The 26,805-nt window shown below is 64.4% G+C and carries 23 protein-coding genes; 8 read left to right on the top strand and 15 right to left on the bottom strand.

Features of this window, described 5'->3' with window-relative positions; translation table 11 throughout:
- Window positions 1-218: 218 nt before the first annotated feature.
- Complete coding sequence (locus AC3A5N_RS01045) at window positions 219-7,640, bottom strand: IPT/TIG domain-containing protein (RefSeq protein ID WP_487735455.1); 7,422 nt, start codon at window positions 7,638-7,640, stop codon at window positions 219-221.
- A gap of 474 nt (window positions 7,641-8,114) precedes the next feature.
- Between AC3A5N_RS01045 and AC3A5N_RS01040 the strand changes: the two genes are divergently transcribed.
- On the top strand, window positions 8,115-8,723 hold the full coding sequence (locus tag AC3A5N_RS01040; RefSeq protein ID WP_487735454.1) for a phage tail protein: 609 nt from the start codon (window positions 8,115-8,117) through the stop codon (window positions 8,721-8,723).
- Between the two features lie 20 nt (window positions 8,724-8,743).
- Here the strand turns inward: AC3A5N_RS01040 and AC3A5N_RS01035 are convergent, their stop codons facing one another.
- Entirely contained in the window at window positions 8,744-9,034 is a 291-nt protein-coding gene (locus tag AC3A5N_RS01035) for a DUF6916 family protein (RefSeq protein WP_487735453.1), read from the bottom strand.
- A gap of 101 nt (window positions 9,035-9,135) precedes the next feature.
- On the opposite strand from AC3A5N_RS01035, the gene AC3A5N_RS01030 reads away from it, so the two are divergent.
- On the top strand, window positions 9,136-9,657 hold the full coding sequence (locus AC3A5N_RS01030; protein ID WP_487735452.1) for a GNAT family N-acetyltransferase: 522 nt from the start codon (window positions 9,136-9,138) through the stop codon (window positions 9,655-9,657).
- Here AC3A5N_RS01030 and AC3A5N_RS01025 read toward each other — a convergent pair.
- Together AC3A5N_RS01025 and AC3A5N_RS01020 are read right to left on the bottom strand one after the other, a co-directional pair.
- On the bottom strand, window positions 9,654-10,325 hold the full coding sequence (locus AC3A5N_RS01025; protein ID WP_487735451.1) for a hypothetical protein: 672 nt from the start codon (window positions 10,323-10,325) through the stop codon (window positions 9,654-9,656). The two genes, AC3A5N_RS01030 and AC3A5N_RS01025, sit on opposite strands and share 4 nt — an antisense overlap.
- Complete coding sequence (locus tag AC3A5N_RS01020; protein ID WP_487735450.1) at window positions 10,313-11,119, bottom strand: 2OG-Fe(II) oxygenase; 807 nt, start codon at window positions 11,117-11,119, stop codon at window positions 10,313-10,315. Before AC3A5N_RS01020 ends, AC3A5N_RS01025 begins: the two co-directional genes overlap by 13 nt.
- A gap of 345 nt (window positions 11,120-11,464) precedes the next feature.
- Between AC3A5N_RS01020 and AC3A5N_RS01015 the strand changes: the two genes are divergently transcribed.
- The 4 genes from AC3A5N_RS01015 to AC3A5N_RS01000 all read left to right on the top strand — a co-directional run bounded on the left by AC3A5N_RS01015 (window position 11,465) and on the right by AC3A5N_RS01000 (window position 17,792).
- A complete protein-coding gene (locus AC3A5N_RS01015; RefSeq protein ID WP_487735449.1) occupies window positions 11,465-13,342 on the top strand; it encodes a GMC family oxidoreductase in 1,878 nt (625 codons plus the stop codon).
- Between the two features lie 53 nt (window positions 13,343-13,395).
- Window positions 13,396-15,435 carry a sulfatase-like hydrolase/transferase gene (locus AC3A5N_RS01010; protein WP_487735448.1) on the top strand — a complete coding sequence of 680 codons (2,040 nt, stop codon included), beginning with the start codon at window positions 13,396-13,398 and terminating at the stop codon, window positions 15,433-15,435.
- Between the two features lie 501 nt (window positions 15,436-15,936).
- Window positions 15,937-16,872 (top strand): Tle-like phospholipase domain-containing protein, encoded by a 936-nt coding sequence (locus tag AC3A5N_RS01005; RefSeq protein WP_487735447.1) that lies wholly within the window; start codon window positions 15,937-15,939, stop codon window positions 16,870-16,872.
- Between the two features lie 98 nt (window positions 16,873-16,970).
- Window positions 16,971-17,792: an ankyrin repeat domain-containing protein gene (locus tag AC3A5N_RS01000; protein ID WP_487735446.1), complete on the top strand. Its 822-nt coding sequence runs from the start codon at window positions 16,971-16,973 to the stop codon at window positions 17,790-17,792.
- 33 nt (window positions 17,793-17,825) lie between these two features.
- Here the strand turns inward: AC3A5N_RS01000 and AC3A5N_RS00995 are convergent, their stop codons facing one another.
- Together AC3A5N_RS00995 and AC3A5N_RS00990 are read right to left on the bottom strand one after the other, a co-directional pair.
- On the bottom strand, window positions 17,826-18,269 hold the full coding sequence (locus AC3A5N_RS00995; RefSeq protein ID WP_487735445.1) for a hypothetical protein: 444 nt from the start codon (window positions 18,267-18,269) through the stop codon (window positions 17,826-17,828).
- On the bottom strand, window positions 18,266-19,678 hold the full coding sequence (locus AC3A5N_RS00990) for a hypothetical protein (RefSeq protein WP_487735444.1): 1,413 nt from the start codon (window positions 19,676-19,678) through the stop codon (window positions 18,266-18,268). Before AC3A5N_RS00990 ends, AC3A5N_RS00995 begins: the two co-directional genes overlap by 4 nt.
- 174 nt (window positions 19,679-19,852) lie before the next feature.
- Between AC3A5N_RS00990 and AC3A5N_RS00985 the strand changes: the two genes are divergently transcribed.
- A complete protein-coding gene (locus AC3A5N_RS00985) occupies window positions 19,853-21,019 on the top strand; it encodes a phage tail tip lysozyme (protein WP_487735443.1) in 1,167 nt (388 codons plus the stop codon).
- 23 nt (window positions 21,020-21,042) lie between these two features.
- Window positions 21,043-21,369, top strand: a complete 327-nt coding sequence (locus AC3A5N_RS00980) for a hypothetical protein (RefSeq protein ID WP_487735442.1) — start codon at window positions 21,043-21,045, stop codon at window positions 21,367-21,369.
- 22 nt (window positions 21,370-21,391) lie between these two features.
- Here AC3A5N_RS00980 and AC3A5N_RS00975 read toward each other — a convergent pair whose 3' ends face one another.
- The 9 genes from AC3A5N_RS00975 to AC3A5N_RS00935 form a co-directional block, all read right to left on the bottom strand.
- A complete protein-coding gene (locus tag AC3A5N_RS00975) occupies window positions 21,392-21,745 on the bottom strand; it encodes a hypothetical protein (RefSeq protein ID WP_487735441.1) in 354 nt (117 codons plus the stop codon).
- 55 nt (window positions 21,746-21,800) lie between these two features.
- Entirely contained in the window at window positions 21,801-22,361 is a 561-nt protein-coding gene (locus AC3A5N_RS00970; protein ID WP_487735440.1) for a hypothetical protein, read from the bottom strand.
- Window positions 22,362-22,423: 62 nt separating this feature from the next.
- Window positions 22,424-22,891, bottom strand: coding sequence for a hypothetical protein (locus AC3A5N_RS00965; RefSeq protein ID WP_487735439.1), 468 nt, complete (start codon window positions 22,889-22,891; stop codon window positions 22,424-22,426).
- On the bottom strand, window positions 22,888-24,201 hold the full coding sequence (locus AC3A5N_RS00960; protein ID WP_487735438.1) for a FliI/YscN family ATPase: 1,314 nt from the start codon (window positions 24,199-24,201) through the stop codon (window positions 22,888-22,890). The genes AC3A5N_RS00965 and AC3A5N_RS00960 overlap by 4 nt, the downstream gene beginning before the upstream one ends.
- Window positions 24,191-24,736 carry a FliH/SctL family protein gene (locus tag AC3A5N_RS00955; RefSeq protein WP_487735437.1) on the bottom strand — a complete coding sequence of 182 codons (546 nt, stop codon included), beginning with the start codon at window positions 24,734-24,736 and terminating at the stop codon, window positions 24,191-24,193. Before AC3A5N_RS00955 ends, AC3A5N_RS00960 begins: the two co-directional genes overlap by 11 nt.
- A 56-nt stretch (window positions 24,737-24,792) precedes the next feature.
- The gene (locus AC3A5N_RS00950) at window positions 24,793-25,317 is read right to left on the bottom strand and encodes a hypothetical protein (RefSeq protein ID WP_487735436.1); all 525 of its coding nucleotides are present in this window, start codon (window positions 25,315-25,317) and stop codon (window positions 24,793-24,795) included.
- The gene (sctJ, locus tag AC3A5N_RS00945) at window positions 25,314-26,063 is read right to left on the bottom strand and encodes a type III secretion system inner membrane ring lipoprotein SctJ (protein WP_487735435.1); all 750 of its coding nucleotides are present in this window, start codon (window positions 26,061-26,063) and stop codon (window positions 25,314-25,316) included. Before sctJ ends, AC3A5N_RS00950 begins: the two co-directional genes overlap by 4 nt.
- Before the next feature lie 24 nt (window positions 26,064-26,087).
- Window positions 26,088-26,471 carry a hypothetical protein gene (locus tag AC3A5N_RS00940; RefSeq protein ID WP_487735434.1) on the bottom strand — a complete coding sequence of 128 codons (384 nt, stop codon included), beginning with the start codon at window positions 26,469-26,471 and terminating at the stop codon, window positions 26,088-26,090.
- Between the two features lie 2 nt (window positions 26,472-26,473).
- Window positions 26,474-26,788 (bottom strand): hypothetical protein, encoded by a 315-nt coding sequence (locus AC3A5N_RS00935; RefSeq protein WP_487735433.1) that lies wholly within the window; start codon window positions 26,786-26,788, stop codon window positions 26,474-26,476.
- Between the last annotated feature and the right edge of the window lie 17 nt (window positions 26,789-26,805).

Genomic DNA, 26,805 nt, shown 5'->3' with positions numbered 1-26,805 from the left:
TCCTGACAGAAATCCTGGCAGAAATTCCCACCGCTTATCGCCAATCGCGAAGCCTTCCGCACCTGTCGGGCGCGGTAGAGCTCAGGGACCACGTCCTCACGTCATGAGGTCTGGTTTGATGGCACCGATCAAGTTGAGCATTGCGCTATCCTGCTTCAAAATGATCTTCACCGACCCACGCCCACCGATGGCACGCTGGCTGCGTACCGCTAGCGCTGCTAGAATCGCCCGTCGACCTGAACTCCGACAACGTGATCCTGATTGCCCGATCCGCCGAAACTAGTGCGATAGTCCACGCCAAGATTGATGTCGTTCCGGAACATCATCTCGAGCGATAGTCCCAAGGTGGCATGATCGCGGCTGTTCGGGTCGAACTCAAGCGAATATGGAAGTCCTCCGAGGTCTGTGTAGCCGAGGCTCGCCCGCGATGTGCTGCGGAAATCGTGCGTGTACTCGGTGCGCAGACCGGGCCTCAGAATGCCCCATTCCATCTCGAAGGCATAGTTTGCTCGCAGGCCCGCCACCCCCGACAGGATATCGACTGTCTGTTCACCATAGGTCAGGCCGTAGATATCTCCGCCGGCCTCGGTAAATCCCTTGAGCCATGAGCGGGAGAACTCCACGCGCCCATAGGGGGCGAGCAGCCACTTCTCGTTTCGAACGTCGTAAGCCGCCGTCAGCGAACCGAACAGCTGGGTTCCGCTACGGTTCCCCGTGGCAAATTCGCCGTTCGCAGTCACGAAGCGGCGCGAGTCGAACTCAAGGAGGCTGCCACCGATCAGACCGTCGATGAACAGCTGTTTGACTGGCTGGTAACTTCCATAGAGCGCGCCGCTGTAGGCGTTCGCGCGGTTCCTGGTGCCGTTGCTGCCGACATCTGCGCGATCGCGGCCGTAACCGAAGCCGATCCCGCCGACGAGCCGATCGGAGAAAAGTGCGTCGACCCCGCCGCTGACCCCGATCATTGTGTAATCGAGATCCAGCTCGCCGCCGTCGCTCTGGCCGAAGTTCACGAAACCGCCCGACCACACGGCAACCGGCCCTGATGTCGATCCTCCTAGACGCGAGGGTCTATCCACCGGGGCCCCATCGCGCGCCGCCAGCATCGGTTCGCCCCTCGAACGACAGGCGTTCGCATCCGACATCGGGTTTGCGCTTCCGATCTGGTCGGGGCTGACGTCCGACAGGGCGAGCAGCTTTGCAAGCTGCTGCTCGGAAGCGCTGCCGCAATGATCCTGCAAGTAGCCGATGCGGACGCTCATGCTAGAGCTGCGGCGATCGCCCTCCTGGTGCAACTGCTCGAGTCGGCGGTGAAAGTTGCGGGTCTGGTTCTGGGCGACGCGCGTGGCCATGTCGGCCTGGGCCTTGAGAAGACCGACGACTTCCGGGTCGAGGGTCGGGTCCGGACGAGTGGGCTCCTCATAGGTGAATGCCGCCGTGGCGGTGGCACTACCGCCGGGGGTGGTGACTACCACGTCCACTGCGCCCGCCGCGTGCGCCGGGGTTGTGGCCGTGATCTGCGTCCCGCTATCGACGGTGTAGCTCGTCGCAGCGATGCCTCCGAAAGTGACGGCACTCGCACCGGTGAGGTCGGTGCCGGTGACGGTGACGCTCGTACCGCCCGCTGTCGTGCCGGTATCCGGCGTGATCTCGGTCACGATCGGTGCGGGGATGGGCACTTCGTAAGTGAATGCAGCCGGAGCGGTCGCGCTGCCGCCCGGTGTGGTCACCACCAGATCCACCGCACCTGCTCCGTGCGCCGGCGCCGTCGCGGTAATCTGCGTGGCGCTGTCGACCGTGAAACTCGTCGCAGCGATCCCGCCAAACGTAACGGCGCTGGCATCGAGCAGATGAGTGCCGGTGATGACCACGCTCGTTCCACCTGCGGTGGTCCCGTTAGCTGGCGCAACCCCGGTCAGTGTCGGAGTGGGTATCGGCTCCTCATAGGTGAAGGAGCCTACTGCGGTGGCGGTGCCTCCGGGTGTCGTCACGACGACATCGACGGCGCCGGCGACGTGTGCAGGCGTAACCGCCGTGATCTGGGTCGCGCTGTCGATCGTGAAGCTCGTTGCAGCGGTACCGCCGAACGTGACGGCGCTCGCACCGGTCAGGTTCGTGCCGGTGATGACCACGCTCGTGCCGCCCGCGGTGCTGCCGGTATCCGGCGCGATGCTGGTAATGGTCGGCACCGCGATCGCGCGCGCGGCGACGATGTTGTAGGTTCGGGTGGTGACCCCGTCCTCCGCGGTGACGACAATGGTGATCGGATTGCTTCCGACGCTGAGCGCGATCGGGGCAGAGGCTGCGCCCGAGGCGACCGGAGTGCCATTGACCGTGATGCTTGCGCCGTCATCGGCTGCGGTTGGGGTGAGGGTGATCGCGCTGACGGCGTTCGGTACGTCAACCGCATAGCTCGTGGTCCCCGGCGCGAATGCCGGGTCGAGCGTACCGCTGCTGATCGCCAGGCTCGCCAGATTTGCATCGGTGGACGCCGGCTCCTCGTAGGCGAAGGCACCCGCCGCGGTGGCGCTGCCGCCGGGGGTGGTCACGACAACGTCGACCGTGCCAGCCGCATGCGCCGGCGTGACTGCCGTGATCTGGGTCGCGCTGTCGACCGTGAAACTGCTTGCCGCGGTGCCGCTGAAGGTGACAGCGCTCGCGCCGGTCAGATCCGTACCGGTGATGACCACGCTCGTGCCGCCCGCGGTGCTGCCAGTATCCGGCGAAACGTTCGAGAGCGTCGGCGCAGGAATGGGCTCCTCGTAAGTGAAGGCGCCTGCCGCAGTGGCGCTCCCGCCAGGTGTCGTCACCGCGACATCAACCGCGCCGGCAGCATGCGCCGGGGTGACTGCGGTGATCTGCGTTGCGCTATCGATCGTGAAGCTCGTTGCAGCGAGACCGGCGAAGGTGACGGTTGTCGCGCCGATCAGGTTCGAGCCTGTAATCGTGACGCTCACACCGCCAGCGGTGGTGCCGGCATCGGGTGCAACGCTCGTGAGCGTAGGCGTGGGAATGGGGTCTTCATAGGTGAACGCATCGACCACGGTGGCGCTACCGCCGGGAGTGGTGACGACCACGTCCACGGGACCGGCAGGATGAGCCGGCGTCACCGCAGTGATCTGGCTGGCGCTGTCGACAGTGAAACTCGTCGCGGCGATGCCGCCGAAGATAACGGTCGTCGCATCGGTCAATGCCGTGCCTGTGATCGTGACGCTCGTGCCGCCGGCCGTAGTACCGACATCCGGAGCGACGCTGGTGAGCGTGGGCGCCGGAGTCGGCTCCTCGTAGGTGAATACGCCCGCTGCAGTGGCGCTGCCGCCGGGTGCCGTCACCGCGACGTCCACGATCCCGGCCGCGTGTGCCGGCGTAACGGCCGTGATCTGGGTTGCGCTGTCGACCGTGAAGCTCGCTGCCGCGACGCCGCCGAATGTGATCGTCGTCGCCCCCGTGAACCCCGTGCCGGCAATCACGACAGGTTCGCCGCCAGCTGTGGAGCCGTTCGCCGGTGAAATGCTTGTGACGGTCGGCGCTGCCACCGCCCGGATGAAGGTGACGGTGTAGCTTCTGACCGTGGCGCCATCTTGTGCGGTGACAACCACGGGGATCATGGTCGAGCCGACTCCGAGAGCAATTGCTTGGCTCGCGTTGCCTGACGCCACTGTTTGCCCGTCCACCGCAATCGACGCGTTGCTGTCGGCTGCGGTCGGCGTGATGGTGATCGTGTCGATGGGGTTCGCGACGGCGATGCTGTAAGTCGTGGTTGCCGGGTCGAAGGTGGGAGCCAGCGCGCCGGCGCTTGGCACGAGGTTGGAGAGATTGGCGTCGGCTGACGCAGCCCGGGAGAACGCCACGGTGTATACGGTGCTGCTCCCGTTCTGCGCGGTGACTTCGATAGTCACTGCCGGCGTCATACCGACCGCGAGCGTGAAGGACTGGCTGGCGCTGCCCGATCCCACCACCTGACCGTCGACCGTGATCGTTGCGTTCGTATCTGCAGCCGTAGGCGTCAGTGTCACTGCTTCGACACTATGAGCGACCTCAAGCACGTAATTGAGGGTTCCCGCCGTGAAGGCCGGGTCAAGAGTGCCGGCGCTCGGGACGAGGGCCGAGAGCTGCGAGTTTGCCGAACCGCCGCGTGCCCATGGCGTGCCCGAAGTGAAAGCACTCGCCAGCGGATTGCCGATCACGTCCTGGACCGAGCCGTTGTCTACCACGTCGAGGCGCAGCGTTCCGGTTCCCGAAATCCCGTTTACCGCAACGGTGTAACTGATGCTGTTCGCCGTCGAGACGCCGCTGATGGTTCCGGCGGCAGAGTCAGTGGTTGCCAGACTGAAATCCGCAGAATCGACGGCGGTAACCGGTTCCGAGAACGTCACGACGAACTCCGCAGTAGTCGCGTCGGAAGCGGGGCTGCCGCTGACGTCCGAAGAAAGGACGGTGGGGGCGACGGCATCGACATTCACCGAAGCGGTGGAAGCGACATTGTGAAGAGTGAGGTCCGCGCCGGTTCCGTCGACGTTCGTAATTGTCCCGCCATTCAGCTCGAGTGCAGATATCGCGATGCCGTTCGCGTCCAGATCGCCGGGCTGCACCACGTACCGAAAGGCCAAGGCTGCGGTTCCGCTTCCAGACATATACGATGCGCCGCGTGCGGAGCCTCCGACATCGAGCGACAAAGCGGGAGTTCCGGCGATATTGGCAATGACGGGCTGATCGAAGTCGACCGTAAAGCTAAGGATGTCGCCGGCCTTGTACGTGCCAGAGACAGGGACATCGACACCGGTGATCTGCGGCGCGGGCATTGCACCCCGAGCTACATCGATGGTGTAAAGCCGGGTGGCGACGCCATCTTCGGCGGTGACGACGACGGTGACCGTGTTGCTACCGACGCTGAGCGCGATCGGCGCCGAGGCCGCACCCGACGTGACCGGGGCGCCGTTGACTGTGATACTTGCTCCGTCATCGGCCGCAGTTGGAGTAAAGGTGAGCGAACTCACGGCGTTCGGTACGTCAACCGCATAACTGGTGGTGCCCGGCGCGAACGCCGGATCGAGTGTGCCGGTACTGACCGTGAGGCCGGCCAGGTTCGCGTCGGTCGAAGCTGGCTCCTCATAGCTGAAGGAACCTGCCGCGGTGGCGGTGCCTCCGGGTGTCGTCACGACGACATCGACGGCGCCGGCGACGTGTGCAGGCGTAACCGCCGTGATCTGGGTCGCGCTGTCGATCGTGAAGCTCGTTGCAGCGGTACCGCCGAACGTGACGGCGCTCGCACCGGTCAGGTTCGTGCCGGTGATGACCACGCTCGTGCCGCCCGCGGTGCTGCCGGTATCCGGCGCGATGCTGGTAATGGTCGGCACCGCGATCGCGCGCGCGGCGACGATGTTGTAGGTTCGGGTGGTGACCCCGTCCTCCGCGGTGACGACAATGGTGATCGGATTGCTTCCGACGCTGAGCGCGATCGGGGCAGAGGCTGCGCCCGAGGCGACCGGAGTGCCATTGACCGTGATGCTTGCGCCGTCATCGGCTGCGGTTGGGGTGAGGGTGATCGCGCTGACGGCGTTCGGTACGTCAACCGCATAGCTCGTGGTCCCCGGCGCGAATGCCGGGTCGAGCGTACCGCTGCTGATCGCCAGGCTCGCCAGATTTGCATCGGTGGACGCCGGCTCCTCGTAGGCGAAGGCACCCGCCGCGGTGGCGCTGCCGCCGGGGGTGGTCACGACAACGTCGACCGTGCCAGCCGCATGCGCCGGCGTGACTGCCGTGATCTGGGTCGCGCTGTCGACCGTGAAACTGCTTGCCGCGGTGCCGCTGAAGGTGACAGCGCTCGCGCCGGTCAGATCCGTACCGGTGATGACCACGCTCGTGCCGCCCGCGGTGCTGCCAGTATCCGGGGCGAGGCTGGTCAGCGTAGGGGCGGCAATATCGTCGTTGAGAATCGTGCCTGTGCCCTGACCATCGCTCACGGTCGCGCCGGTGACATTGGTTATGTTGATGAAGAACGTCTCGTCCGGTTCGACGGCGGTGTCTCCGAACAGTTCCACGGAGAAGGGGGCGGCGACGGACCCTGCGCCAATGGTCACGCCAAGGTCGCTCGACGAGCGATAGTCCTCGCCTGCCGTGGCCGTGCCGTCGGCCGTCGCGATGTCGAACGTTACACCGCCAGGCGGAGCCGGCTCGCTGAGCGACACGCTGAAGATGGCGAAATTGCTGCCGGAGTTTCCTTCGATGACCGACACGTCGTCGATCGATAGCGCCGGAGGAGCGGTATAAGTGAAGCCGCCCGCCGAGGTCGCGCTGCCGCCGGGCGTCGTCACCGCGACATCGACGGCGCCGGCCGCATGAGCCGGGGTGACCGCTGTGATCTGCGTTGCACTGTCCACCGTGAAGCTCGTCGCCGCAACCCCGCCAAAGGTCACTCCGGTCGCGCCTGTCAGGTCGGTGCCCACAATCGTGACACTCGTCCCCCCTGACGTCGTACCGGTGACCGGAGCAAGGCTGGTGAGTGTGGGAGCAGCGACATCGTCGTTGAGAATCGTGCCGGTTCCCTGGCCATCGGCAACCGTCGCGCCCGTGATGTTCGTGACATTGACGAAGAAGGTCTCGTTCGGCTCGAAGGCGGTATCGCCATTCACAGACACAGTGAAATCGTAGGTGCTCGCACCGGCTGGAATGGTCTGCCCGGTCAGCGAACTTCCTGTATAGTCGCCATCCCCCGCGCTGGCGGTGTTGTCGGCGGTGGCAATGTCGAACGTCACTCCGCCGGGGCCGGCAGGGCTGCTGAGCGACACGGTAAAGGTGAAGCTGGTCGTCCCGGCATTGCCTTCGGCCAACGACACGTCGCCGACTGACAGGGTCGGCGCCTCGAACGTGTATGCCCCCGCCGCGGTCGCGCTGCCGCCGGGAGTGGTGACCACGACATCGACAGCTCCGGCAGCATGCGCAGGCGTGACCGCGGTAATCTGCGTCGCGCTGTCGACGGTGAAGCTGCTTGCTGCTGCGCCGCCGAAGGTCACCGCGGTTGCGCCGGTCAGGCCGGTGCCGGTGAGAACGACGCTTGTACCGCCTGCGATGGTGCCGGTGGTCGGCGTGAGGCTTGTGAGTGTTGGGGGCGAAAGGGCGGCAGCGCAGCTTACCGAAAAGGTGAGCGAACTCGGTGGATCCTGGGGAAGGCCGGAGATCGGATGAACATTCTCGACGAGCGCGTAAACGGAAAGATATCCGTCATCGGCCGCTGTGATCTGGAAAGATCCCGAGTCATTGAAGTTGCCGCCGTCGTTGTAGAGGTCTGCCGGGAAACGGCTGTTCGTTGCTAAGGTGAGGGCAACTGTCCAGTCTCCGCTCCCCGTCGTATCGCCGGGACCGGATGATTGCGCTGACCAGCTTATCGTTTCGCCTACCGCGAATGGTGCACCGGCGAACGGCGGCCCATATTCAGTGTACCGGGAGTCGTTGCTTCCGGAGGGAGGGGCCAGCGTGATCGGGGCACCCGAACTGTAATCGGCATTGAGAGCGCTGCACGCCGCCGACTGCGCCAGAGCCTGCTGCGGAATAATGAGTGCGAGCGCGATCATGGTGAGCGTGCCGGCAGCCGCTTTGCGCAAGCCGGCCGGACGAAGCACCGCGAGCGAGGTGCTAACCATTGAGGCCCAAGATAACGCGAGCGAGAAAGCGAATGTACGCACCGGCCCGATCCCCCCAAGGCCATTTGCGGATCAACTTGGCGTTGACGCGCCGCGCTGATCCTCCCCTGCCGACCGCAATATCAAATAGACATGCGTCTGTCTGCCTAAACAAGTCGTTACCGGATCTTTTTTTGCAGCGACGCCGCTGGAGGGTCGCCCAACAAGATCGGGTTTTCGAAGTTTCGCCGTTCGCAAGCAGTCATGCCGGCGTCAACTCACCTGTTAGCTAACGTTCTTCTTAGTCAGCAACTGAGTCCACCCTGATCATCATCGGCTTTACTTGAACCGAGTTTGTGTTACCCATGCTGGAGAGTGGGGGCAACCCGGCCGGGGGAAGGGGAATTCCCCGCCGACCGCTCCGGATATCGACCATTGGGGGAAGCGTTCCGGCGGCTGCCGGCCAGCTCCTCCATCAACTGAGGAGCGCTGGCAATGAGTGAACCATTCCTGGGAACCGTGATGATCTGGGCGCCAAACTTTGCGCCTCGCGGATGGGCCTTTTGCCAGGGGCAGCTCTTGGCGATCTCGAGCAACACCGCGCTTTTTTCCCTGCTCGGCACAGTTTACGGCGGCAACGGACAAACCACCTTCGCATTGCCGAATCTGCAAGGCAGGGTACCGGTCGGACAGGGGCAGTCTCCGGGCCTCGGCCACTATACTTTGGGACAAACGAGCGGCACCGAAAACGTCACGCTCACCTCGGCGCAGATGCCGATCCACACACATGGGGCGACCTTCACGCCGACGGGGAATCTCGGCGTAGACGTGACCGTGAACGCAACCACGCAACCGGCCAGCAGCAACAGCCCGCAGCAAGATGGTCAGCTTGGGGTCGTGAGCCCGGGCGGCACGCGGGTCTATGCAGCCGCAGGGGGGACCCAGGTGCCGCTAGGCGGTGCATCGGCGCAGTTGAATGGGCAGGTACAAGGCACGGTTGCTGTCGGACCAAGCGGTAACTCAGTGCCGTTCAGCATCGTTCAACCCTACCAGGTGTTGAACTATGTGATTGCGCTCGAAGGCGTATTCCCCTCCCGCAACTAAGATGGCCGCAGTGCGGCCGGTCAATTGATGATGACCTGGTACTGTTGCCCGGTCGAGGCCGGGTCGTGGGTCAGAATGGGGATGACGTAGAGCTGGAAGGTCGGCCCACCTGGCAGTTCCAGGAGGCGCAGCCCTTCCAGCAGGATCCGCTCGGGCGGCCCGGAGAAGATCATCAGGAACGGCTTGGAAAGGTTCGGCGGCCAGGGCCGCCCTTGGGTGGATTCCTGGATTTCGATCAGCTTGAGCTCTACCGCCACGTCGATGTTCTTGACGTTGAAGGACCGCCCGAGGAACGGCTGAAACTCTTCCATCGTGATAGGCAAGACATGATCGTACACTTGCTTCCGTCCCCGTTCGAAACGCTCTGCACTGCCAATCTCATATCTTGCCGTGCCGGTCCACGGGGTGTGCGTTGATCGAGAGCTGCGGATTCACGCTTCGTCCGGCCGGGCCGGAGGACGAAGCATTCCTGTACGAGATGTTCGTCGCATCGCGGGAGCGAGAGCTTGCGCCGCTGCCCGTGGAGCTGCGTGAGACGATCGCGAGGCAGCAGTTTGGAATTCAGCAGAGCGGCGTGAAAGTCGACTATCCCGACGCAGAGCAGTTTGTCGTCCTCGGAGGGGACGGCCGGCCCGGCGGCCGGGGCGCTCCGGTCGGCATGATCATCCTGGCAGAGCAGTCCGGTGCATTGTGGGTGGTCGACCTGGTGCTCCATACCGACCATCGCAACCGCGGTTTGGGAGCGGCCGTGCTTGCTTCCCTCATGGATGCCTGCAGACAAAGCGGCCGCATCCTGAAAGGGTCCGTTACGCCCTACAATCCGGCACGCCGCCTTTACGCACGCCTGGGAATACGGGAACTCGCCACCGAGCGCGGTTATATTGCGTTAGAGTGGCGACCTGATCGGCTGCCTCCGACGGCCCGCTCCTCTTAGGCGCCACCAGGCGGGCGGCCTCTCGCTTCGCGCTGGCGATAATGGTCAAGAACCAGCGGACAAAGCGTCTCCAGAAGAGCCTCCAGCCCCACCACTGGCCTTCGATCGCCAAACTGCGCCGACACTTCGCCCGATTGCACGTTGCCGAACGAAAACTCGAAGTGATCGAACAGGTCCGGGACCGCGCTCCACAACGCCTCCGCCAGTTCCTTGTGCGTTCGCCGGAAGGTGTAGTACGATTGCTCGACCGGCCATCCAAGGTCGGTGACCGCCGCGCTCACCTTCGGTGCACGGATGACGAAGTCCTCGTATTCGATCACCGCATCGAAGCTCTCGCGCGCCGCAAACACGCGGTCCAGCAGCGCGAACTTTTCATCGATCAGCCCGGAATGATTGCGATAATGCTTGCGGCGCAAGCTCTCGAAATTGTCCCTGGGGTCTCGCAGGAACAGGATCGTCCGGTCCGGCCGGAAGCGCTCCCGATGGACGGATAACGGGTATGCCGTTGTGAGCACGACCTTCGCGAGGATGTCGCGCTCGGTCTCGACGTGCGGGGCCGCGTAGTTGTTCAGGACATCCACCAGAGCAAGGCAGCCCGGCCTTTGTGCGAGAAAGAGGCTGAATGCGGTCGCCCCGCTCGACTGCATGCCGTAGATCAGCAGCCGCACGAGGACGAGGCCGGTGCAGCTGGATTGGTGTGATGCGAGGTCAGCCAATCGTCCTCGATTTCCGCCGTGATAAAGACATAGCGGCGGGTGTGCGGGGTCGGCTGTCGATTGCCGACGCCATGCAAGGCGAAAAGGCTTTGCGGGAAGAGCACCAGTTGGTTGGGCCGATACGGGATCGTCGCCACGCGTTCGACGGCGTGAGCGGGCAGCTCGAAGACATCGAGTGCCTCGCTGGGCCGCGACCTCCATCGGAACAGCTCCAGTTCGCCGCCGACAGAATCGTCATCCCCGTCGCGCAGATAGAACAAGCCGCTAAAAAGCCGGTTCGGGGCGTCAAGGTGAGCTCCGCGCGGCGATGATGCCGGACCGCGAACCGGACTGTTGATCTCCACTCGAGCGTCGGCGAGGACTCGGAATTCCCGATGGCTGTCGCGGTAAAGAACGCCGGCTTTTCGGTCGCCGCGGTCCAGCAGATTGAGCAGGCCCTGGTCCCAACACCCGGCAAAGATCGTGAACACCGCATCAAGGAAAGCCTGCGACACATGCTGCTGCAGAAACGTCTTCCAAATCGGTGCCACGTCCTCGCGCAGCATCAATGGCCAGGCGGGTGTGGAATACCTGCGATTGCTCGCACGATCCTCGCATGCCCGGCGTCCGGCGAGGGTTTCGAGGGGAGGAAAACTTGCCGCCAATGTCGCGTAGACCCGCGGATCGAGCGCCTCCTGCACGACCAGATGCGGAAAGGGCGCGTGCCGCAAATGGGATGGCGCCGCCCGAGAAAGTACATTGATCATCCGATCCACTGAACCCGGCATCCGCAACGCCCAATCTGGAAGGCAGCCTCGCCCTCCCTCCGGCAAGCGGTAACGTCCATCACTGCATCGGTCCATCGGCGGTTTGCAGTACCATTGAAGTGCGTCCGGGCAACGCCCGGCGTATGAGAGCATCAAAATGACCATTTGAAACGTATGCAATCACCGAGTTTCTGCAGAGCGTAAATGAGCATCTGCGGCCCTGAACCTCTTCATGAAGGTAAGATTTCGCGAGAATTCATAAGAATTGATCGGTGGACGCATCGGCGGGCCTTCTCCCAAAGTGCTTACGTTCAAACCCGTGAGTAGGGCAGCAGGAGGGGCGTGGTGAACGACAGCACCCAATTTGACTATATCATCGTGGGTTCTGGCGCGGGCGGTGGGCCGCTGGCGGCCAACCTCGCGAAAGCGGGCTTCAAGGTCCTCCTCATGGAGGCAGGCGGCGACGAGGACAACCTCAACTATTCCGTTCCCGGCTTCAACGGCCTTGCGACAGAGGATCAGGACTGCCGGTGGGACTACTACGTTCGCCATTACCGGGACCAGGCACAGCAGGAGCGCGACCCGAAGTTCGTGCCAAGCCAGGACGGGGTACTTTACCCGCGCGCCAGTGCCCTGGGCGGCTGCACCGCCCACAACGCTCTGATCACCGTCTATCCTTCCAACAGCGACTGGGACCGTATCGCCGAGATTACCGGCGACGAAACCTGGAGCGCCATCTCGATGCGGAAATATTTCGAGAAGCTCGAACGCTGCGAATATCTGAGCCCCGCCGAGGTCATAGCGACCGGTCACGGGAGCAGTGGATGGCTGGTGACGGAGAAGTCCGACACCAGCGGCAGCCCCCAGGACTGGCAGCTCCAGACGACCTTGCAGTACGCCGTCGGGGTGGCCGGGCAAGGTTACGGCATGGCGCCTATCGACCCGCTGCTCGACCCCAATACCAAAAGGGCGGCGGATGAGGGCCGGGAGGGCTATCTGACGATCCCTTTGGCCACGGCCGATCATGCGCGCAGCGGCCCGCGCGAATTTATCCGCCAGGTAGCGGCGCAGTTTCCGGAAAATCTCACGATCTGGACTGGAGTCTACATTACCCGCATCCTGTTCGCGGATGGCGACGAGAACGTGGCGATCGGCGTCGAGTATCTGAAAGGCGAACATCTTTACGGCGCGGACCCCAATTCCGGGGTTCGTTGCAAAGTGACCGAGCCGACGCGCGGAGAAGTGCATGCGGTGCGCGAGGTCATCCTCGCCTGCGGGGCCTTCAACACACCGCAATTGCTGATGCTATCGGGTATCGGACCGAAAGAGCATCTTGCCGACCATGGCATTCCGGTCCGTGCGGACCTGCCGGGCGTGGGCCGCAATCTGCAAGACCGCTACGAAGTGGGGGTGGTCTTCGAAATGGCCTCCGACTGGACGGTGAATGCCGATGCCACTTTCGGCGACGATCCCGATTTCGACGCAGCGCTGGCACAGTGGCAGGCTACCCGAACGGGCGTCTACACATCGGGCGGGAGCGCACTTGCCTTCCTCAGGCGATCGGCGCCCGAAGAGCCGGATCCCGACCTATTCGTCTTCGCCTTGGCAACCCATTTCCAAGGCTACTTTCCGCGCTACTTCTCGCACTTCGAGCCGGTGCGGAATGAGTTCACCTGGGCCGTTCTCAAAGGACACACCCGAAACACGGCCGGCGAGGTCAGGCTGGTCAGCGCCGATCCCCTCGATCGCCCCTATGTGAACTTCCATTATTTCGAGGAAGGTAGCGACGCTGATGGCGCCGATATTGCTGCCGTGGTGGAGGCCGTGGGCTTCGCCCGGAGCATGATGAAGGGCTCCCCGTACGTGATGCGCGAGCTGATGCCGGGGCCGGAGATCCAGGGGCAGGAGGCGCTAACGCAGTGGGTCAGGGATCAGGCCTGGGGCCACCATTGTTCGTGCACCTGCAAGATCGGCAGGAGCGACGACCCCGAGGCCGTCCTCGACGGCGATTTCCGGGTGCGCAAGACGAAGAACCTGCGCGTGGTCGATGCGAGCGTGTTCCCGCACATACCCGGAACATTCATCGTTCTGCCCATCTACATGATCAGCGAGAAGGCAGCCGCGGTGATCATCGCCGACGCGCGAGGTGCAGCGGGCAGTGTGAGTTCGCTGCCGTCGACAGTCCCCGCCACCAACAGTTCGGTCAGGGGCGGCATCCTTTAGCCGCGGCTCCTTCAGCCGCTGCAACTTCGCAAACCACTTACCCGGAGGGCCACATGACCAAGGACATGACCGCTTCCCGCCGCCCGAACATCTTGCTCATCACGTGCGACCAGTACCGCTTCCCACGCTTCTCTTACGGTGCAGAAGGCGGGCTGGCGCCGGAGCTCAAGGCGATCCTCGGCTTCCAGGGCGACGTGAGTCCTACCAATCCTTATGCGCAGTTCTTTCCGGGACTCCTGCGACTGCGCGAGGGTGCGGTCGTGCTGCGGAACCATACCATCGCCTCGAGCGCCTGCATTCCCAGTCGCGCCGCAATCTATACGGGCCAGTACGGCACGCGCACCGGCGTCACGCAAACCGACGGGCTCTTCAAAAGCGGCGACTCAGCAGCGTTTCCCTGGCTCGCGCCCGACGGCATCCCGACGCTTGGTTCGTGGATGCGCGAAGCCGGTTACACCACCCATTATTTCGGCAAATGGCACGTGAGCAATCCGCCGGACCACTCGCTCGAGCGCTACGGCTTCGACGATTGGGAAACGTCCTATCCCGAGCCGCACGGGCCCTTGCCGAACGATCTGGGGATCTACCGCGATGTCGGCTTTTCGGATCTCGCCTGTACCTTCATCCGCCGCAAGGCACTGGGCCTTGACTACAACCGCATCTATGCTTCGGATGCGGCGCAGGATCCGGGCGGCGACCGTCCGAAAGCGGACGACACCAAACCCTGGCTGGCGGTCGTCTCCTTCACCAATCCGCACGACATCGCGACTTATCCGGGTGTGGTGGCGCAGGCGCTGCCTGCGAGCGGCGCGTCGCAGCCGATCGAACTTCCAGATGGCCGGACTTATGTTCCGACGACACAGTCGATCTTCGGCCCCCTGACCGTGCCGGGAGTGCAGGAGCTCGCGCCGGCACCTGTCGCGGGAACGGCGCGCATTCCCCTCAATCCTCTGGGTTTTCCGCAGAACTGCGCCGCACCTTCGCCGACACAGAACGAGACGCTGGCGGGCAAGCCGAGTTGCCAGCATGAATACGCATACAAGATGGGCTTGGCCCTTGCCGCGAAAGCGGGCCTGAGTGTCGCCGAACGGGCCCACCGCGCCCCCGACGAAACGGCCGAACTTGCGGTGCGAACCGCCCTGCAGAGCTGCATTCCCTTCCAGTTGGCGGACGATCCTGATCTGAACTGCCTGCTGTTTCTCCAGCTCTACGGCTGGCTGCACTCCGTGGTCGATACGCACATCGAGGCGGTTCTGAAGACGCTCGAGGAGTCGGGGCAGGCCGATAATACGATCGTGATCTTCCTGACCGATCACGGCGAGTATGGCGGTGCCCACGGCATGATGATGGAGAAGTGGCACACGGCATATGCGGAGGCACTGCATGTCCCGGTTGTCGTGCGCGATCCCCGGATTGCGCATTCAAAACCCGCAGCGGACCCGGGGAATGACGGTGTAGTACGTCAGGTCGGCGCCGTGACCAGCCACATCGATATATTGCCCACCGTGCTCGGCCTCGCTGGCGTCGATCAGGCTGAGCGGGCAGCAATTCATCGCCGGCTCGCCGAACGCCGCCCGGTCCCGCCGCTGCCGGGGATCGACCTGACGCCGTTGGTCAAGGGCGAATGGCCGAATGACACAGTCCTCGAAGCCGACGGACGGGAGCGGGAAGGGGTCCTGTTCATCACCGATGACGAAATCACCGCGCCTCTGCCCGCGAGCCCGGATTCGCACCAGCGCCGGGCCAACGAGCACTTCAATATTTATGCCCGAACGGTAGATGCGGTACGGGAGGGCACGTACGGCAAGGGGCCAGTGACGATGACGGCCGGCGCTGTCCGTCAGCCCAATCATGTCCGATGCGTTCGAACATCGCGGTACAAGCTGGTCCGCTATTTCGATCCTGCGGGAAAGGCCGATCAGGAATGGGAGCTTTACGATCTCGATCGAGATCCCATCGAGGCAGTAAATCTCGTCGAGGTAGCGGTAACGCCTCCTACCGTGCGGTCCGATGTTGCTGATCGCAGAACGTTGCAGGCCGAGACAGATCGGCTGGCATTGCTGCTCGAGACGATGGAGTGCCAGCTCCTTTAGACTCTCAACCGAGGCGGGCGGCGGGCGAGTGCTGACCAAGCGGTCGTCAGGCGTCCGCCTGCCGATGCTCGCGACGGTCGAGATCACCGGCGCGGCCGTGGCGCTCTCTCGATTATCAACTTTTCTTTATCTTGGAAGCTTCGTCCGGGGAGCTTACGGAGCGGACGAGGTGGGCAACGCCTAGTACCCGGCAGCGCCCCTCTTGACCGGGTTTTATCCCCCCGGCGGGCCAGAGGCCGCTGCGACGGGCGGCGGTCACGCGACCCGGCCGCCGCCCGTCTCACTTCTCACTGCACGCTCGCCACAGCCTTGGAACTTGCGTCGGACCGACCGGAGGGGTTGCGTCGTCCCAGCCGCTCGCCGCTCCAGCCTGCGCTGATCTCGGCCTCATCGATATAGCCGTCCCGGTCCGTAAAATTTCGACAAGGCTTAATCCGATCGATTAGGGACGCATGCCGTTCGGCCGGCTAGCCACATATCGTCAGTGCAGGGAGACGGCTGGTGAGCTTGGATCCGATTTCCGGTATGTCGACGGTGCGGGACGCCAGATACCTCGCGGGCGATCCCGAAGATCCAAGACCAGCCTCTTCGCATGCCCCCGGTGACGTGCGCCCCGATCCTGTCCAGGCATCGCCGGCTTCGCGGCTGACACCCGCCTCGCCCACACCGGAAGAACTGCGCGCGCATGCCTTGATCGCAGAGGACGTCTACGCAGATTCGCCCCACCCGCCCGACGGCTACCGCGTGGCTTCGGAGGCGGATCTGCGAGCGCTCAACCTCGACCCCTCGCTGCTGGTCGGTGCCGACTTCCGCGCCCGCATCTATGCGACCGGTGAGGGCACTTCCACGGAATATGTTGTGGCGTTTCGCGGTTCGCAGAGCCTGGGCGATTGGATTGCGAACGTGCAGCAGAGCGCGGGCATCGATTCTGGCCACTATCGTGCCGCGCTTGCGATCGGCGAACGGATTGGTCGTTCGGAAATCGCCAATCAGGTGAGTTTCGCCGGCCATTCACTCGGCGGTGGTCTCGCCTCCGCAGCGGCAATTGCTGCGGGCCGCCCAGCCAACACCTTCAATGCTGCCGGGCTCCATAACGATACGATCGCGGATGCGAACGCGATCCACCAGGCGAACGGCACAGCGACCGAAGCGCAGGTCGATGCCTGGTACGTCGACGGCGAGGTGCTCTCGATCCTGCAGAATGGCGGCGACCGGGTAATCGGCGGCGCGATTGGGCGGTTCTTCGGCGGTTTCCTCGGCCCGGTAGGAGGGGTGGCGGGCGGCATTGGCGGAGCTGCGGTTGCGGATATCCCGGAAGCCTACGGCACCCCGCATGCCCTTGACGCTTCGAGGCCGGTGGGCAAGAACTGGCTCGATTGGAGCAATCCGGTCGATCGCCATGGGATGGATTGGGTGCTCCACAACCTGCCCCATTGATGAGGAGGCAATGGCTCTCTGGTTTCGCCGTGACGCTCGCATTGCTGTCGGCGGGAGGATGCGATGATGCTGCGTCGGCCTGTTTCGATGAGAGGCACGTGACTCTGCCCGAAGAGCGACTGGTCCTGGATGCGGTCAACAACGGCCAGCCGGGGCGCAACATCGCCGCTGCGGTCTTCGCCGGCGATGTCGATGCGGTGGTCCGCCTCGCCCGCGGCGATCCGCGCCTCCTCGACACGCACGTTCCGCCCAAAGTCTATCCCGAGTTCCGGCCGGACGGACAGTTTGGCGACCTGCTAACTTTTGCGGTGGCGCGCTGCGACCAGAGGATGGTGGACTCGCTCCTGGCGCTCGGTGCACCAGCCAACGGCGTCGTGGCGGGGGCACCACTGGATCTTGCGATCCAGGCCGGCGACATGAACCTTGCGGAACGGCTGCTTGAGGCTGGCGCGAGCCCCGACCCGCAGAAGACGGGGGGAGCAATCGTGCCGATGCTGACCGCCGGCCGTCATGCGCGGCCCGACGCGGCGCGGCTGCTGATCCGCCATGACGCCGATCTCGGCTGGACCGACGCGACAGGTACGACCGCGCTGCAGACGATCGTCGATATGGATTCGATGCGGGTGGCCGAAGTACTGATTGAGGCCGGCGCCGATCCTTGGGCCGTTGGGGCCGGCGGGGCGCTTCCCGCACGGGGTATTACGGAGCCGTTGCGGCTCACCTCCAGGGCGGAGGAAGCAGCCCGGCAGCGGCTGATTTCTCTCCTGAGCCGCCCGGGCGTCCCGTGGCCGCCGCCGGACCCGACCACGGTCCGCAAGCTGGTGACGGAGAACGCCTGGCCTCCCTCCGGTGCTCGCGAGGCGGGGCTGAAACCCGCACCGCCCGAGGTGATAGCGATGCTAAAGGGCACCAGGCACTAGGCGTCCCCTTGCTCGTGGGCGCCGTCGCCTGGATCATTGGCCGTAGCGAAAGAAGGTGACGGGAACCCGCCCATCTGGCTGCGGTTGCAGCCATGCGGCGACGATGGCGTGATCGCCGCGCACGAAGCCGAAACCCGCCTCCCCCGGACCGAACGTTCCAGCAAGGTCGAGAGGCGTCCAACCGGCTCCCAATCGCGTCAGGTACCACTGCTCCAGATATCGGACGGTCTGCGGATCCGGGGCTACGTAGTGCAACTCCCGCGCCTGGCCGAAGCGTTCGCCAAGGCGATTGGTGACATGCCGCGCCATGCGTTCGTCGCGTGATGCGGTGGCGTCACCCCAGGCATATTCGTCGGGTTGAATCAGCGTTGCTGGAGGATTGGGGAAATCCGTCACGCCGTCGGTGTCTCCGCACGCGCCCGCGAGCAGCGCAAGAGCAGCACACAACGCAAATCGTGATGCGGCCTTCGAGATCAAGGTTGCGCCGAGCGGATCACGCGATTGATGGTCGTGTCGAACGAATTGGTAATCGGATCGCCCACGGCGAGTTCCCCAGTGCCGGGATTCTGTGGAAGCGCTGCCCGCTCCAGCCGCTGTGCCGGCGCCGCGCCCGGATCGTTGATGGCCGCCTCGACCGCTGCTCCTACCATATCCTGGCCCAGCAGGGCATCGGTCGGCTTGATACCGCCGGCGCCAGGAATTTTGCCGAGAACAAAGTCAAGAAACCCGGTCACGACTTCCTGCTGCTTCTTCACGTCCCCCGAATGCGCCTCGGCCCCGGCATAAACCGCTCCGGTAAAGTACCCCAGAGCCGCAGCGTTCTCGCGGAATTCCTGGCCATCGCGAACCGTGACCTCGTCAAGCCGTTCGATCGCATTCTCGGACAGATCGTTTCCGAACTGCAGCTTCGTCATATGGTCGGCGAGCTTCTCGGTCTGGCCAGTTTCGATCATGATCTGGGAATAGGCCGCGAGGGCCGAGCCGTCTTGTGTCTCGGTATTGTAGGTGAGTTCGCGGATAATGCCCGTCGTGTCACTTTCTATCAGACTCGTGAGCGCAGTGCTCATCCCCTGCAGATCTTCGTCGTTAAGCGAGATGGCGGGAAAATCGTCGGCGTCTCGCACGGTACGAAGCGGTTTCGCCGCCGCGTCGAAAATCCGTGCCTTGAGATCGGCATCGTTCATCGTGCCGGCGGCACGAATGACGTCTTCGTAGCGCGCCGTATCGAAGCTCGAGGTCACCGAAGATCCGGAAACCCTGACCGTTTCGTCAATTCCCGTTGCCAGCACGGCGTCAAGTTGTTCGCTAGAAAGCGATCGGAACGCCTGCTCCGCCCACGAGCCGTTCATCGAGCCGAGGACGGTGCCGATCGCGCCGGCCTCGGAATCGATGTTTCGGGTCGAGGATCCGCCGCCAAGATCGACGTCGGTGATTCCTTCACCGCCGACCTTGTCCGACAGCCCCTCGATGTAATCGAGCTTGACCTGCGGCGAGGCATGCGTCGCCACAGCATCGCCAAGTTCGGTCACGTACTGAAAATCGGTGTGCTTGCTCTCGGCCTCGGCGATCGCGTTGCTGAAATTCGCCAGGCTGTCCCCGTCCAGCTTGCCGGCCAGATCGGCAAACAACGCCTTGCGCTCGTCGTTGCTCAGGCCATCCTGACCGATGCCGGCGAATTCGCCCTGATTCAGTTCGTCGGCGAACTTCTGCAGTTTGCCTGCATCGGCCATCGCGTCGATCACGGCGTCGGCGTCGGTTGCGCCAAGATCGCCAAGGGTGGTCCGGATGGCGTTCAGGTCGTCTTCGTTGACGCCGCTGAACCAGCCGTCTTCAAGGTGCGAGGAGATGTCGTCGTAGGCGGCCTGTTGAACGGGCGTCAGCGTCATGGTCGTTCTCCGAGCTGGAAACCGTCCCGCAAAAATGGTCCGTCGCTCCGGATTGTCAGTACTCGATACGATTAGACAAACGGCGCTGTTGATGCACGATCCGATTACAGACCGGCCAGGCTCGCCGACATAAGCTGCCCTCCAGCACAACCACAAAGTCGCAGGAGTGTTGGTATGACGGGCGTTTCCGCGGTTCAGAATCCATCGTACGTCAATGGTCCCAATCCCACCGGCGACTACGGCGTGGTGAAGGGCGACACGCTTTGGGATATTGCGCGGGCGCACAACGTCTCGCTCGATGAGCTGATCGCGGCCAATCCTCACGTCGCCAATCCCGACCTGATCTTTCCGGGGGACCGGATCACCATTCCGACAGGTGGATCGGCAGGCGGCGCGGGCTCGGTCGGTGCGGTCGAGAGTGCGCAGGCGGGCGGCTCGTCGAATGCTTATGATGTGGCGCGCCAGTATCTGGGCCAGAACGCGTCGTCGCTGAAGGTCGATCAGAGCGACGATCTTCCAATGAACGCCAACGTACCGTCGAATGTGTGCTGCGCCAATTTCGTCTCGGCGGTCCTGACCGAAGCCGGGCAATTGCCCGCCGGCCTCCACACCGATTCCGTGGATCAACTCGACAGCACATTGCGCGGCCGTGGATGGACGCCCGTTTCGCCCGCGGAAGCGCGGCCTGGGGATGTGGTCATCATCCAGGGCGGGGGCGTTTCGCATACCGAGATCTATGCCGGCAATGGCAAGATGATCGGATCGAACAACGTCAACGCCGACGGCTCGCAGCGCATTTCGGAGAACGGTCTGGACTGGGCGCTCCAGCACGATGCGGTCATCCTGCGCGCGCCGCCGGGGACCCCGGGCACAACGGAAGCTGGCAGTTCGCAGGCTGCCGGAGGCGTGACGCCGAGCGGCGCGGGTGGCCGTAGCGGCCGGATCGATCAGGCCATGAGCTATTTCCGGGCGCAAGGCTGGTCTGAAGCACAGGCGGCCGGCATCGTGGCCAATCTCGACGCCGAAAGCGGCATGAACCCCTACATCCACCAGATCGGCGGCGGGCCCGGTTATGGGCTTGCCCAGTGGGAAGGGCCGCGCCAGGCCAGCTTCCGCGAATGGGCCGGGAAGGATATCCAAAGCTCGACCTTTGCCGAACAGCTCGACTTCATTCAATGGGAACTGACGCATACTGAATCGGCTGCCGGCAACGCACTACGCGGCGCAGACGATCCGGCGGAGGCGGCGTCTCTCGTAACACGGCTGTATGAACGGCCGGCGGACAGCGCCGGCGAGGCCGTACGCCGCGGCAGCCGGGCGGTTGATATATTCAATCGATGACATGCCGGTCCATCACTGCCGGAATGCTGCTGATGGCCGGGGCAGCCTGCCACAGCAGCCCCGCGCTGGCGAACGATGATCTGCGGTGCTCGATCGATCATGCGCCGGACCGCGCCTGCACCATTAGCGACACCGTCGAAGACGGCGTCCATTATATGGATTTCCACCTTGATGACGGGCGCAGAATGACTTTCGTCGGGCGCAGCCAGACGGGCTGGTGGACCGGAACGCTGAACGGCCAACCGGCGATGGGCTACGAACGTAACCGCGGCAACGTGATCTTCAGCACCTTCGATCTGCAGTTCACATTCGCCTGGTGGCATCCCGACCGCGAGCACGGTACCTATTAGGAGGGTCCGAATTAGGGCCCGGTCACTCGGCGACGAGGTCGAACAGGCTCTGGGGGAGCCGATACTTTTCCGGCCAGCTTTCCCACACTACGCCGGTCGGACCGATAGCGCAGGCGATCACCTGCCAGTCGGTCTCCCCCTTGCGCAGCAGTGCGACGTATTTGCGCGACACGGCGCCGTGCCGGGCGGCTTCCGATTTCGGCGTCCCCGAGAAATCATACGGCACGCCGTGCCGCTGCTGCATATCGGCGAAGAGAAAAGCCCAGGCACCATCGGTGTTAAGCTGACGCACGACAAAGAGGGGCGGTTTGCCCATCTGTTCGCTGACCGGCAGGCGCGCCGCATCCAAAAGGGCTGATCTCTCCGCGTCGTCCATGATTGCCTAAGCCGCAGGTGAACTATCTACAAAGACCGGTGGAAGCAGCTTCGTTTCAGGTCTGGTCGAGCAGGGCAACGGGAATCGCGCGAGCCGCAAGTCGGGCGCGAAGAGCTTCCAAGGGCTGGTGCTTCTCTCCCTCAGCACCGCCGCCTGTCGCATCTGAATGGTTCTTCAGCGTAATGGAGAGACCCTCGGCTACTGCACCCTCGATCCTCACTTCCGCTACTCGGAACTGAGCTGGATCGAGCGTCATGATCGTTCGTCCGGACTGCGAAGCAGGCAGCGCCATGCGTTCGGCGAACTGCGTGAGCATTGCTGTGTCCATAGCGTGTCCAGCCGGGCCGGCGGTCTCGCCTCCTTGCGATACGAATGCGGCCGCCTGCTGCGATGCATTCGTCTGTGCCGCATAAGCCTCGGGCAACCGATTGGCGGCGCCTTGCTCCTCCTTGCCCGAAGACGCGCTTGCCGGAAGAGACATTTCGCCCATTGAGGCTCGACCACCGTCCTCGCTCGCCCGAGCCTCCATCTCGTCGTCCAGCGACGTGCCACGTTTGGACAGCGCCTGCTGGAAACGATCGCGCAGTGCATTCGATTCGTCCGGAGCCGGATTCACTGCGCGAGGGGAGGAGCGCGCCTCGTTGGTTGGACGGGGCGAAGCGGCGGAGACCGGGCCATTCACAGCGGCATCTCGCATAGGTCGCGGGGAGATTGCGCAGCCTGGTCGTCGTCGCGCCGCGACTGGCGACGTTTTCGTTCGCGCTTCTGTGCGTCGTGCAGGCGATCCTCGATAGCCCCGGCCCACTGCTCCACCCGCGCGCGCCGCTGGCGCGCCGCTATCAACGCCTGAACCGCGTCGTCGAGACCGGATTGCGCCGCCTGCAGTTTGTATCGCAAATCAGCGAGCGTCGCCTCGGTCGCACGACAATAGTCGGCGACGCCAGGATCGGACGGGCGGCTCATCCGGGTCTGTCGGGCCCGTTCGCAGTCGGCAGCCCTTGAGACCAGATCTTGCGTGAGAGCGTCAAGGATCCCTGCTGCCTCGTCATGACGCTCGAGTGCGGCCTTGAGCTGGCGTTCGCACCGGTGCCGGTCGGTAAAGCGCACGCGCCGAAGCTGCAGCAATTGCCCGACTTCCTCGCTCATGGTTCGAAACTCCGCAAAAGGGCCAGTGTGGCGTCCAAGTCGCTGCATTCGTGCATTGGCTGACGCAGGAAGCGGTCGATCGCGTCGCGCTGAGCCAGCGCCCTGTCGGCCAGCACATCCTGCCCGGCCTGATAGTCTCCGATCTGAACCAGCAATTCGATCTCTTTGAGCTTGGCCATGAGGCCGCGCAGCGCCTGGGCGGCGGTTTTCTGGGGCTCGCTAGCAAGCGCTGCGAACAACCGACTCTGGCTGCCCAGCACGTCTACGGCGGGGTAGTGCCCCTTCGCTGCAAGGCTGCGCGACAGATAGATGTGGCCATCCAGCAGCGAGCGCACTTCCTCCCCGATCGGATCGTCGTCCTCGTCCTCGAGCAAGACGGTGTAGATGCCGGTGATCGCGCCATTCGCATCACAGCCGGCTCGCTCGAACAGTCGGGGAAGCTCCGCGAAGACAGAGGGCGGAAAGCCGCGGCGGACCGGCGGCTCGCCTGCCGCAAGGCCGATCTCGCGCAAGGCGCGGGAAAAGCGGGTGACCGAATCCATCAGCAGCAGAACGTGCCGTCCCTGGCGCCGAAGACCTTCGGCGATGGCCGTGGCGGCGTGCGCCGCGCGCGCGCGCTCGAGCGCCGGACGGTCCGAGGTTGCGACGATGACGACGGAGCGCGCCAGCCCCTCACTCCCGAGCGTGTCCTCGACGAACTCGCGCACCTCACGGCCGCGTTCTCCGATCAGTCCGATCACCGTTGCGTCGGCTTCGGCCTGCCGCGCCAGCGTGGCGAGCAGCGTGCTCTTGCCCCCGCCGGCGGCGGCGAAGACGCCCATGCGCTGACCACGCCCGATCGACAGCAAGGCATCGATCGCGCGCACGCCGGTCTCGAGCAGCCGATCGACGCGCTGCCGCTCCATCGGATTGGGGGCGGGGGCGTAAAGAGGCTGCCGTGCATCGCTTTGGATGGGCGGGCCGCCGTCGAGCGGTTCCAGTCTGGCATCGAGCACGCGTCCCAGCAGCGCGTCCGACACGGGTACGTAGTCGCGCCCGACGCTCAAGCTCACTTCGGTATTGGCCGACAGCCCGCGCAAGTTGCCCATCGGGGCCAGCAGCGCCTCGCCATCGGCCAGGCCGATCACTTCGGCCAGTAGAACAGGCTTGCCGGCATCGTTGAACAGAGTGCAGGTCTGGCCGATGCGGGCGGATATCCCGCTGACGCGGATCGCGGTTCCCAGGGCGCCCCGCACGCGGCCGCGCTGTTCGTAAGGCGGGCCTTCGTCGAGCAGATCGTGCAGCGCGCGCACGCGGCTTTCAATCGCCATGGCCGACGCTCCAGCGTTTCTCGATGGCTGCAATCTGCAGGGGCAGATCGGCAATGATCCGCGTTCCGCCCGCGGCGATCCGGCATTGGTGCTCGGCAAGCTCGTGATCGGGCAACACCGGAACATCGCACGTGGCCTCGTCGGCGGACAGAGCTTCTGCAATGCGGGAACAGAGTTGCGGTGCGGCATGGACTCGGATTTCGCCCTGACCGATCACAGCGGCGACGGCCCGCTTCGCCAGCCCGGTCATGATCTCGGCGTTGCCGATATCGTCGATCATTCGGCGCAGGGCCGAAAGGGCGAGGGCGGCGATCTCGCGCTCTTCGGCCCGCCGATGCGTTTCCGCTTGGCGCGCCAGTTCGGCTATCGCTTGCGAGAAGGCGGCCCGGCCTTCCTCGCGCCCGTCGCGATAGCCGCGTTCGTGCGCCTCGGACCGCGCCGCGGCGCATCGCGCCTGCTGGGTCTGTTCCTGCTCGCGCGCGCGTTCCAGGAGGGTTGTGGCGTCTTCTACGGCCGTGCGTTCCTGCGCCTTCAATATCCTGCGATCGGTCGCCAGGACTGCCGCCCCACCGTCGTGAAGGAGGAAGAACGTCATAGCCGCCCCGCCGCCGTAAGCAGCTTCTCGGCCTCGACAACCCAGCCGGCGGAGGCATCGGCCGCGCGGCTGGCCGGCGCTTCGGCTGGCGGCAGCACGGCCTCTGCCAGCGAAGGCGGCAGTTCGGCGGCCGCGAGTGCTCGCCCCGCATTGTCGAGGTCTTCCGCCGCGGGAAGGGGAGCATTGCCGGCACGCGGCCAGTCGAGCACGCGTTCCAGCATATCCTCGCCGACGATTGCGGCGTAACTGCGCAGGCTGAGGCCGGAAACCACGCCGGATAGCCTCTCCCGGCAGGCAAGTAGGGCAGCGAGCGCAAAGATCGTCCGGCGCTTTTGATCGTCCCGCAGCGGCCACGTCGGCCAGCCCGCCATCTCGTCGAGCGCGGGAGGGCGAGCCGGGGACGCGGTTTCGCCAAGGCGCATGCGAAAGCGTTCGGCCCGCGAGAGGGCGAGGCCGTGGATACGGGCGATGGTTGCCGTGTCCGCAAGCCGCCGGCGGCTCATGACCCCGCCACCGGTCATTCGGCCGCCTGCGGCACGGTGGCCACCTCGCGCCGCCGTCCCGACCGGCGACGCGCAAACAGGGCGACGGCAAGCCCCGTCAGCCCGAGCACGCCCAGGATCGCTGCGACGATGGGAAAGCCGGTCCCGCCCAGCGCCTGACTGCCGCCGGCGGCTGGTTCGCTTTCGACCATCACGACGGAGACCCGGTCGTAGCTGAGGCCTTCGATGCTGTTGGTGACCAGCGTCTTGATCGCCCCGGTCCTTCCGGGCAGATCATAGCCAGGCTGGTACTTGACGAACACCGCTGCCGAAGACGGCTTGGTCTCGTCCGACAGCGGCGCAGCCTCGGGTATCGCCAGATGCACCCGGGCCTGAACCACGCCGTCTATCTCGCTCACGGTATGGCTGAGCTCCTGCGAAAGGCCGAAGATCAGGCGCGCTCGTTCCTCCAACGGGGAGGATACGAACCCCTCCTTTTCGAAGACGTCGCCGAGACTGGCGAAGTCGTTCCGGGGCAGGCCGCTTGCATTGAGAATGCGGACCGCTTCGGGAAATTCCTCGCGCGTGACGGAGACGCTCCATTCGCCATCGCCCGACTGGCGCTTGTCCGCCGGGATATCCGCCTGGCGCAAGGCGGCGACCATCTCGTTGGCTTCGCTTTCCTGCAGCTGCCCGTAGACATCCTGTTGGCCGCACGCGGCCAACATCACCGCCAACAAGGCGGCGAGCGATGCCCGGCGAACGGGAAGCGTGATGTTCCCCATGATCGTTTCTCCCGGAGCGAACCCTCAGCCTTGTTGCCGGAACAATTGCTGTATCCCGTCGGAGCTGCGGTTCGCGATGTTGGAGGTCAGCTGGCAATGGAACATGAATTCCTGGCAGCGCATGGTGAGTTCCACGATCTCGCCGGGCGTCAACTCGCCGCCTGAGCTTTCGGCCACGCGTGCATATTGGGTGACATTCTGTGCCTCGGTATTCACACGGTCGAGCGTCTCGAACATGCCGCGCACGGCGGGCGGAATGTCGCCGACGGGTGCAGTGCCGGCGCTACGGTCCAGCGCCGCGGCGAAATCTCCCGCCATCTGCTGGCTCGGTTGCTGGGGCGTCGCCGGACCCAGATCGACGATCCGGGGCTGCGGCGGGGCGATCGATGCAATGGCCTCTACCGACATGATCAGCTCTTGCGCGCCATGGTTTCGAGAGCCTTGCCGACACTGTCGAGCGAGCTGTGCGAACTGTTGGCCAGGAAGCTCATCTTCAGCGATTCGGCGGTCAGTTCGGTGATCTGCGACGGGTTGTCGCCGCCTGCATTGGCCACCATGTCCGAACGCTGTTCGATCGCTGCCGCCTGCGTGTCGAGCGCGCGGCCCCACGCGCTGGCGAAGGCTTCGAACCAGTTGGACGGAGCATCGCTCTGGCGCATCCGGTTTCCCGTCAGCGGGGTTGCCGCCAGGGTTCCCATGTCGGCATTGATGGTCAGGTTGGTCATCTGTGGATCCTTTCTTC

This window comes from Pelagerythrobacter sp. Soil_C_18 (assembly GCF_057657235.1).
Note: the sequence above shows the minus strand (reverse complement) of the source record. Positions and strands in the feature narration are given on the sequence as shown.